At 44.9% G+C, this 8,808-nt stretch carries 11 protein-coding genes; 8 read left to right on the forward strand and 3 right to left on the reverse strand.

What is annotated here, in order from left to right; genetic code table 11:
- Window positions 1-21 precede the first annotated feature (21 nt).
- Both F8H35_RS01060 and F8H35_RS01065 read left to right on the forward strand, forming a co-directional pair.
- Window positions 22-429, forward strand: a complete 408-nt coding sequence (locus F8H35_RS01060) for a DpnII family type II restriction endonuclease (RefSeq protein ID WP_472571732.1) — start codon at window positions 22-24, stop codon at window positions 427-429.
- Window positions 429-1,718 carry an adenylosuccinate synthase gene (locus F8H35_RS01065; protein ID WP_472571722.1) on the forward strand — a complete coding sequence of 430 codons (1,290 nt, stop codon included), beginning with the start codon at window positions 429-431 and terminating at the stop codon, window positions 1,716-1,718. The genes F8H35_RS01060 and F8H35_RS01065 overlap by 1 nt, the downstream gene beginning before the upstream one ends.
- On the opposite strand, the gene F8H35_RS01070 is transcribed toward F8H35_RS01065, so the two are convergent.
- From F8H35_RS01070 to F8H35_RS01080, 3 genes are read right to left on the reverse strand one after another with little or no spacing between them, the layout of a single operon-like run.
- Window positions 1,696-2,646, reverse strand: a complete 951-nt coding sequence (locus F8H35_RS01070; RefSeq protein ID WP_472571723.1) for an SAM-dependent methyltransferase — start codon at window positions 2,644-2,646, stop codon at window positions 1,696-1,698. The two genes, F8H35_RS01065 and F8H35_RS01070, sit on opposite strands and share 23 nt — an antisense overlap.
- Window positions 2,640-3,650: a DNA-processing protein DprA gene (gene dprA, locus F8H35_RS01075; RefSeq protein WP_472571724.1), complete on the reverse strand. Its 1,011-nt coding sequence runs from the start codon at window positions 3,648-3,650 to the stop codon at window positions 2,640-2,642. Before dprA ends, F8H35_RS01070 begins: the two co-directional genes overlap by 7 nt.
- Window positions 3,650-4,252 carry a purine nucleoside phosphorylase YfiH/LACC1 family protein gene (locus F8H35_RS01080; RefSeq protein ID WP_472571725.1) on the reverse strand — a complete coding sequence of 201 codons (603 nt, stop codon included), beginning with the start codon at window positions 4,250-4,252 and terminating at the stop codon, window positions 3,650-3,652. Before F8H35_RS01080 ends, dprA begins: the two co-directional genes overlap by 1 nt.
- 38 nt (window positions 4,253-4,290) lie before the next feature.
- Between F8H35_RS01080 and F8H35_RS01085 the strand changes: the two genes are divergently transcribed.
- From F8H35_RS01085 to F8H35_RS01110, 6 genes are all read left to right on the forward strand, one after another.
- Window positions 4,291-4,668: a hypothetical protein gene (locus F8H35_RS01085; RefSeq protein WP_472571726.1), complete on the forward strand. Its 378-nt coding sequence runs from the start codon at window positions 4,291-4,293 to the stop codon at window positions 4,666-4,668.
- Window positions 4,661-5,011, forward strand: coding sequence for a hypothetical protein (locus F8H35_RS01090; protein ID WP_472571727.1), 351 nt, complete (start codon window positions 4,661-4,663; stop codon window positions 5,009-5,011). The genes F8H35_RS01085 and F8H35_RS01090 overlap by 8 nt, the downstream gene beginning before the upstream one ends.
- Window positions 5,001-5,699, forward strand: coding sequence for a hypothetical protein (locus F8H35_RS01095; RefSeq protein ID WP_472571728.1), 699 nt, complete (start codon window positions 5,001-5,003; stop codon window positions 5,697-5,699). Before F8H35_RS01090 ends, F8H35_RS01095 begins: the two co-directional genes overlap by 11 nt.
- A gap of 137 nt (window positions 5,700-5,836) precedes the next feature.
- A complete protein-coding gene (gene guaA / locus F8H35_RS01100) occupies window positions 5,837-7,393 on the forward strand; it encodes a glutamine-hydrolyzing GMP synthase (protein ID WP_472571729.1) in 1,557 nt (518 codons plus the stop codon).
- A gap of 2 nt (window positions 7,394-7,395) precedes the next feature.
- Complete coding sequence (gene nadA, locus F8H35_RS01105; protein ID WP_472571730.1) at window positions 7,396-8,298, forward strand: quinolinate synthase NadA; 903 nt, start codon at window positions 7,396-7,398, stop codon at window positions 8,296-8,298.
- A complete protein-coding gene (locus F8H35_RS01110) occupies window positions 8,298-8,753 on the forward strand; it encodes a hypothetical protein (protein ID WP_472571731.1) in 456 nt (151 codons plus the stop codon). The genes nadA and F8H35_RS01110 overlap by 1 nt, the downstream gene beginning before the upstream one ends.
- Window positions 8,754-8,808 lie beyond the last annotated feature (55 nt).

Raw genomic sequence — 8,808 nt, forward strand, 5'->3', positions numbered from 1 at the left:
AGATGTGTATAAGAGACAGGTATATGTGAATCCTTTATAAAAAGCCTTTCAGGTGAAATGGGATTCTCTTTTCTGAAGCAAGCAAAAGTTTCTGATATAGAGAGGAATTTCGGAATTATTATTGATTCCGGGGAAGTAGACAGAACAGTTGATTTTGCAATTTTCTATAATCACAGGCTCTTTTTAATAGAAGTTAATTTCTACTCAACTTCAGGCTCAAAGTTAAAGGCTACGGCAGGGGAATATAGGGAGATGGCCAAATTCTGGAGGAGCCAGGGAGCAGAGTTTGTTTGGATTACAGATGGAAAGGGCTGGCTTGATTCAAAGTCAGCTATTAAGGAGTATATTGATGATGGTTTTTACCTTTTGAACCTTGAGATGCTGAAAAGAGGTTGTCTAACTGAAATTCTTAACAGGGGAGGCGTTTAATGGCCACGCTTGCCATAGTTGGAACCCAGTGGGGAGACGAAGGAAAAGGGAAGATCGTTGACATCCTCTCCGAAAAAGCTGACTACATAGTTAGGTTTCAGGGGGGAAACAACGCAGGACACACAGTTGTTGTTAACGGAACAAAGTATGTTCTCCACCTGCTTCCCTCAGGAATTCTCCACGACGGGAAGAAGTGCGTCCTTGGGAACGGAATGGTGATAGACCTTGAGTCCCTCTGGAACGAAGTTGAGTTCATAAGGAGGGTTGGGAAGAACCCTGAAGGGAGGATTTTCGTCAGCGAGAGGGCCCACGTTATTTTCCCCTACCACAAGGAACTTGACGCGGCATCTGAGAAGCTAAAGGGAGACGGCTCAATAGGAACGACCCTTAAGGGTATAGGCCCGGCATACAGGGATAAGGCGGGAAGGGTTGGGATAAGGATTGCAGACCTTAAAGACGAGGAAACGTTTAAGGAGAAACTCCGCTGGAACCTGAGGGAGAAGGAGCTTACCCTCAAGCATGTTTATAACTACCCTGTCTCTTTCAACTTTGACGAGGTTTACTCCCACACAATGAGGGTTTACGAAAAGGTTGCAGATTACGTCTGCGATACCGTTTCCCTTTTAAACAGGGCAATTGATAACGGAAAGAAAGTTCTCTTTGAGGGAGCTCAGGCAACGCTCTTAGACATAGACGTTGGAACCTACCCTTTTGTTACATCTTCAAATTCCTCAGCCCTTGGAATTCCTGCAGGAACGGGAGTAAGCCCGAAGAAGATAGAAAAGGTTTACGGAATCGCAAAGGCCTACACAACCCGGGTTGGAGGTGGCCCGTTTCCAACGGAGTTAAAGGACAACGTTGGGGAGCTCCTCAGGGCCCGGGGCCACGAGTACGGCTCAACAACTGGAAGGCCGAGGCGCTGCGGCTGGTTGGACCTCTTTGCAGTTAAGTTCTCCGTTATGGTGAACGACCTTGACGGGGTTGTCATCACAAAGCTTGACGTTCTTGACGCCTTTGACGAGATAAAGGTCTGCGTAGGATACGAGCTTAACGGCGAGGTTATAGACAGGTTCCCATCAACGGCTAAGGAGCTCTCCAGGGTTAAGCCCATATACGAAACTCTGCCCGGATGGAAAACTGAAACTACCCACGTAAAGAGGTGGGAAGACCTGCCCAAAGAGGCTCAGAACTTTATAAGGTTCATTGAAGATTACCTCGGAATTCCAGTTCCAATGGTTTCTACAGGGCCGCAGAGGGACGAGACTATTACCTGCTGTGAACTTTGGTAGCTTCCAGCACTTTAAACTTCCTTCCCATGTCAACAAGGAGCATTAAGGCCTGGGGGACTTCCCCGGGCTCTAAAAATTTCTCAATTCCGTTTTCAAGGAGAAAGGAGCTCTGATGAGTTAGCCTTTCAACTGTAAAGCCTGCTCTTTCAAGAGCAGAGCTCAAGTAGTCAAAGTTAACAAGGGCTGTTAGGTCTGTCTCTCCCGGGTAGTTCAGGTAGTCTTCAACCAACCTGTTTTCTCTGAACGCCCTGAAGCTCTTTCTTCCTGAAATTTCTCTGCACGTTCCGCCGTAGTCAAAGGTTATAAACAGCCCTCTTTTTAGTTTTCCAGAGAGCTCCCTTAAAAACTCCCACCAGCCTACAAAGAGGCAGTATTCCTCTCCATCTTCTATCTGGCAGGGAATCTCGCCGTTGAAAGGGACTGTATCCTCGTAGAGCTCTCCATTCTTCTCCCTTACTACAACCTCGCGGAACTCCCCGTTTGATTTTTTTATCCTCTTAAACGGAAAAGCGTCAAAGAACTCGTTTGAGATAACAATTCCCTCAAAAGGCTCAATTTCTCTCAGGCTTTTAACCCAGCTTACCCCTTTGAGCCATTTTGGTTTTTCCCTTACCTCTAAAACCTTGTAGCTCTCAGGCTTTAGTGTTTCAACTACGTCCTTTGCCAGAAATCCTTTTCCACCGCCAAGTTCTAAAATTTTTAAAGGCAGAGAGAGTTCCAGAGTTCTCTTTTCTAAATAGTTTGCAACGATTTTTCCAAAACTCTCTGAAACTTCAGGAGCCGTTACAAAATCTTCCCCCAGGTAGGTTCCGATTCTTTTTTTTGTGTAGTAGCCGAACTCTTCGTCATATAGGCAGATTTCAACAAATCTGTCAAAGGTTATAAATCCCTTTTTTCTAATTTCTCTAACTATTTTCTCCTTTAGCATGCTCTATATGTTGCTCCTTCCCTCTTTACAAGGTTTTTAAGTTCAAGTTTCGTGAGAATAACGAAGATTTCCTGAGGATTTCTTCCTATTATCTGTGCTATCTGATCGGCAGTTAGCGGTTTTTCTAAAAGGAGACTGTAAACTCCTGCAAGTTCTTCGGGAATTTCCCTATTCTTCTTAGCTTTTTTCAGCTGTGGAACTATCTCAAATATCTCGTTGAAATCTGTTAAAGGGGGAGCTCCTTCCCTTATCAGCCTGTTTGTTCCCCTGCTAAAAGGTGAATCTATGCTTCCCGGAACTGCCAGAACCTCTTTTCCCTGCTCTAAAGCATAGTTAACGGTTATGAAGGTTCCGCTCTTCTCTGATGCCTCAACTACAACCACGCAGTCTGAGAGGCCACTTACTATCCTGTTCCTTCTGGGGAAAAACTCCTTTCTTGCCTTTGTTCCAAGAGGAAACTCGGAGATAATGGCTCCACCTTTCTCAACTATCCTTTCTGCTAAGGGCTTATTCTCAAAAGGGTAAACCATATCAACAGAACTCCCAAGAACGGCCACAGTTTTCCCGCCGCCGGAGAGAGCTCCCCTGTGGGCAGCACTGTCGATTCCCAGCGCAAGGCCGCTAACAACGGTTATTCCGTTTTCTGAGAGGAACTTTCCCAACCTGAAGGCTACGCTCCTTCCGTAGGAAGAGCACCTTCTTGAACCTACAACTGCAACTGCCGGTTCCTTTTTCAGCTCTCCTTTAACGTAGAGAACAACAGGGGGCTGAGAGATGTTAAGGAGCTTTTCAGGGTAGTTTTCAGATGTAAACGGAACAATTTTTATGTGTAGTTCTTCAGCTCTTTTAATTTCTTCTTCTGCTCGTTTAAGTTCCTGAGAAATTTCTAATCTTTCCTTTTCTATTCCCTCTTTTAGGGAGCCATAGTCGGCAATGAGTTTTCTAATTCTGTGAAATCCAACGCCCTTTTTGAATGAGAGAGCTAAAATTAGGAGGAGCTCCATCAAATTAACCTTATAGCAGAAAGAGTTCTTTTATTGGTTTTTTCTTTTCTATAGGAGAAAAACCTGTCGTTGTTACAGACAGAGCAGAGGTTCAAATCTTCAATTTCAGAAATTCCAGCAGCCCTTAACTGTATCCTGTTTGCCTCTTTCAGGTTTAACAGAAACTTTCCACCTTCTATCGCTTTGAAACAGCTTTTGTACTCCTTTGGAAACAGTTTGAAAACATCTTCTCCAACTTCGTAGCACTTTTCGCAGATCCCCACTCCTAAAATGGCCTTTTTTACTCTGGAAAACCTGTTTATGTAAGAAACAGCGTTGAAAGTTATTCCTTTCAGCGTTCCTCTCCAGCCGGCGTGAACTATTCCTACAACCCCTTCACCTATCAGGAAAACGGGAAAACAGTCTGCCGTTAAAACTCCTATCCAGAGATTCTTTGTGTCAGTTATGAGTCCATCGGCTACAGGGGGTCTCTGTGGAACAGAGCCGATGAAGGCCACGTTAGCTTCGTGGACCTGAACGGGAGTTACTACAGGAAATCCTTTAAGCTCTTTTATCTCTTTGCCGTCTTGCGGTTTTTCAGAAATGAATATTTCGTAGTTCATAGTGGTAAAATTTTAGCATGGTTTTCCTGACTTTAAGAGTGGAAAAGAAAAGAAGAAAAGTACCTGCTCTTTATTTTCTAAAACCTTCACAGCAGTTCCAGATTTTTGAGGAGATACTTTCTCAAGTGCTTGACTCGTTGGATAGGAAGAAGGCAACGAACAGGGCTCTCGTTGAACTTATGAACAGGAAAGGCTGGAAGAAATTGAACATTTTGAGAAGAAAATTCAGGAATTTTGATAGATTTCCCCTAAGAGAGCGTAAGGCCATTTACAACGCTTTTTACAGGATATTCCAGCGCTATCACTGGGCTATGGAATCGGGGAGTGAGAGGGAGATTGAACTGAAAGTTTGGCTTACTTCCTCTTTGGACTACCTCTGTGAGTTTGTTGAAGTTTTAGAGGGGAAGGATGACTGAAGTTTTAAGCAAATGGATTCTTCAGGAAGTTTTTGTAGACCCGTCTCTGGAGACCATTGCTGAGTGTACTCTGAATCTGTCTGTAGCTTCAGAAGTCCTTGAGAGAGAGGGAAACAGGTATAAGGTTTCTGTAGAGCTCTCTGGATCAGTTGTTGGAGAGGAGTTTCAGATTGCAAATATTAGGTTTGTAAATGTTTCTGTTGTTGAGGTAAAGCCGGGAACAAGGAAAACAACTGTTCTGAAAAAACTTGAGAAGGCAAAGGAAGGGGAGCTCCTCTCAATTCTTCCCATCTACCTTTTGAAGGCAGGAATCTTTTTAAAGGAAGTTTACCGTGAGCTGTAGCTGTAGAAAGGGAAAGAGGCTCTCTTCTCTTTTAACGAAGGAAATTGAGGAGTTTTTCGGAGCCCTCTCCAAAAACCCTAAAGCTTTTTCGCTTCTCCTTGAAGTTGTAAACAGTTTCAGACCAACAGATTCTCCGCAGATTAAGGCTGAAAGAGTTTTTCTGGCAGTTAAAGATATGGTTGAGCTTGGACTTATAAGTTTTTCGTCTGCCGAGAAAGTTTTGAAAACCCTTAAAACTTTTTTCCAGTCAGGAGATAGGCAGAGAGGAGATCTCTTAGAAGTTCTGGTTTCAAAGCTGGGTCCTTTTACTTTTAAAGGCAGGTACAGGCGGATTAATCAATGTAAGGTTTACAAAAAAAGAAGAAAGCTCTCAGACAAGGAGATAGATGTTGCTTTTTCTGGAAGAGGAATTCTGGAGCTCCACGAGTGTAAGGCAAATATGGTTCGCCAGTGGAGAGACCCTCTTAGGCGCGGTAAAAGGGGAAGTAAGCTGAAGTTCCTCAACTCCCTTCCTGTAGAGTGTGAGAACGGTAAAAAAATTATTCCCTGCTGCAGCGGTTTAGATGGAGAGTTTGCCTGCCAGTACGTTCGTATGGTTTTAAAGTTTTACAACTATCGGCGGATTGAGGTTTTCGGGAGGAAGGAGCTCCTTCAGAAGTTCAGAGAGAAACTCTCCCGAAAAGGTTAAAATTTCCACTCAAATTCTTTGATGGGATTGTCGTGGATACGAAACTCTTAGAGCTTATTGCTATATTTATTGTTGGGTTTACAGGTTCAATGGTATTTCTCTACTTTGTTCTGAAGAAACTCTAATCGGGAGAGGTTATGGCCGTTAAGGACATCCACGAGAGCAAGATACTCATCTTAGACTTCGGCTCACAGTACACCCAGCTCATAGCCAGAAGGCTCAGGGAAAAGCACGTTTACTGCGAGATTCACCCCTACAACACTCCTATTGAGAAGATTAAAGAGTTTAAGCCAAAGGGAATTATTCTCTCAGGAGGGCCTGCAAGCGTTTACGCTCCAGATTCCCCAAAAGTGAGCAAAGAGATTTTTGAGGTTGGAGTTCCCGTTCTTGGCATCTGCTACGGGATGCAGCTCATTACCTACCTCTTCGGCGGAGAGGTCGTCAGGGCTGAGAGGCACGAGTATGGAAGGGCGGAGCTCCACGTTTTAGACAGCTCAGACCTCTTCTACGGCCTACCAAACAGGTTTACAGTCTGGATGAGCCACGGAGACAGGGTTTTAAGAATCCCTGAAGGCTTTGAGCCGATAGCGGAAACAGAGAATGCCCCCTACGCTGCAATAAGAAATAAGGAAAGGAAAATCTTTGGAGTCCAGTTCCATCCCGAAGTTAAGCACACTCAGTACGGAGACAGAATCCTTGAGAACTTTGCCGTTAGGATCTGCGGCTGCGAGCAGACCTGGACGATGCACAACTTCATTGAGTATGAGATTGAGAAGATTAGGAAAACTGTTGGAGATAAGAACGTTATCTGCGCCCTCTCAGGCGGCGTTGACTCCTCTGTAGTTGCAGCGCTTCTCCACAGGGCCATTGGAGACCAGCTCTACCCGATTTTTGTTGACACAGGCCTTTTGAGGAAGGGAGAGAGGGAGTCTGTAGAGAGGACTTTTAAAGAAAAGTTCCACATGAAGAACTTTAGAGTTGTTGACGCCTCAGACCTCTTTTTAGAGAGGCTGAAGGGAGTTACAGACCCGGAACAGAAGCGTAAGATAATCGGCCACACATTTATTGAGGTTTTTGAACAGGAGGCAAAGAAAATACCAAACGCAGAGTTCTTAGCTCAGGGAACGCTCTACCCGGATGTAATTGAGAGCGTTTCCGTTAAAGGACCATCAGCAACGATTAAGTCCCACCACAACGTTGGGGGGCTTCCCGAAAGGCTCAACTTTAAGCTGATTGAACCACTGAGGGAGCTCTTTAAAGACGAGGTAAGGGAACTTGGTAAGGAGTTAGGCCTTCCAGACGAAATCATTAAGAGGCAGCCATTCCCCGGTCCCGGCCTTGCAATTAGGATAATCGGAGAGGTTAAGCCTGAATACCTGAAGATCTTAAGAGAGGCAGACGCTATCGTTCTGGAGGAGATAAAGAAGGCAGGCCTTTATGACAAAATATGGCAGTCTTTTGCAGTCTTCCTGCCTATTCAGACTGTTGGAGTTATGGGAGACGTGAGAACCTATGACTACGTAATAGCCGTTAGAGCCGTTGAGAGTACAGACGGAATGACTGCAGACTGGGTAAAGCTCCCGTACGACCTTTTAGAGAGAATCTCAAACAGGATAATCAACGAGGTTGAGGGAGTTAACAGAGTGGTTTACGACATCACCTCAAAACCCCCAGGAACGATTGAGTGGGAGTAGTTATGGGAATTCTTGAGAGAATAAGGGAACTAAAAAAGGAGAAGAACGCAGTAATCCTTGCCCACTACTACGTTGACGGAGCCATTCAGGACGTTGCAGATTTTGTTGGAGACTCATTAGAGCTTGCAAGGAAGGCTAAAGAGACTGAAGCAGACATTATCGTTTTCTGCGGCGTTTACTTTATGGCCGAAACGGCAAAGGTCTTAAACCCTAAAAGGAAAGTCCTGATTCCCTACTACAAGGCCGGCTGCCTGATGGCGGACATGGCAATAGCTGAGGAGATAAGGGAATTCAGAGAGAAGAACCCTGAATACGCCGTTGTAACATACGTAAACAGCTCTGCAGACGTTAAGGCCGTTTCAGATATCTGCTGTACATCGGCAAATGCAGTGAAGATCGTTGAGTCTTTAGACGCAGATAAGATACTCTTCGTTCCAGATAGAAACCTTGGCTCCTACATTGCAGAAAAGGTTAAAGGAAAAGAGATAAAACTCTGGAGTGGCTACTGTCCGGTTCACCAGAAGCTCACCCCTGAAGATGCAAAGAGAGTTAAAGAGGAGAACCCCGACGCCGTTTTCGTCGTCCACCCTGAGTGCAGGAAAGAGGTAAGAGACCTTGCAGACTTTATAGGGAGCACTTCTCAGATCGTTAGGTTTGTTAAAGAGACAGATGCAAAGAAGGTTATTGTTGGAACAGAGAAGGGGACGATTCACCAGCTTAGTAAACTGAGACCAGACGTTGAGTTTATACCTGCCTACAGCGAGTTTGTCTGCGACCAGATGAAGATGATTACAGTTGAGAGACTCCTTAAAGCACTTGAGAGGGAGCAGTTTGAGGTTCACGTTGACCCTGAGGTTGCTAAAAGTGCCAGGAGAGCCATTGAGAGGATGCTGGAGGTTAAATAGTGGAGAAGAAGGAATTTAGAGTTAAGCAGGACATTCTCTTTATTGCCGTTCCGCTGATTTTTGACTTTCTGTTTCTGGTGGGAGCTCTCTTCCTCTCCTCTCCCTGGAAGTGGATTCTCTCTGCTTTAGCCCTCGTTTTTGCCGGAGTTGTCATCTGGCAGTCAAGACCTTTCCTCAAAAACTTTGAGCTTATCCTCACTCCAAAAGGTTTAAGGGTTAAGGATTTTAGAGGGAACACAGTTAGAGAGGTTGAGTGGAAGAAGGTTGAGGCGGCAGCCGCCGGCTACAAGAAGACCTGGCTCATCTATACTTACAGCTTCTACTTCAGGGTTAGAGGAGACGAGGACGTTCTCTTCGGCCTTGTAACGAGAGAGCAGGGATTAACAGGGAAGTTTCAGCAGTTTATGAAGATCTTTGTTAGGAAGAAAATTCCCGTTCAGGTTGTTAAGGCCTGATTTTCAGGGTATATTTGAGATATATTGATAACGATTCTCAGGAAGAGGTGGGTTA

Source organism: Thermovibrio sp., assembly GCA_015488335.1.
In the GTDB taxonomy this organism is placed as follows: domain Bacteria; phylum Aquificota; class Aquificia; order Desulfurobacteriales; family Desulfurobacteriaceae; genus Balnearium.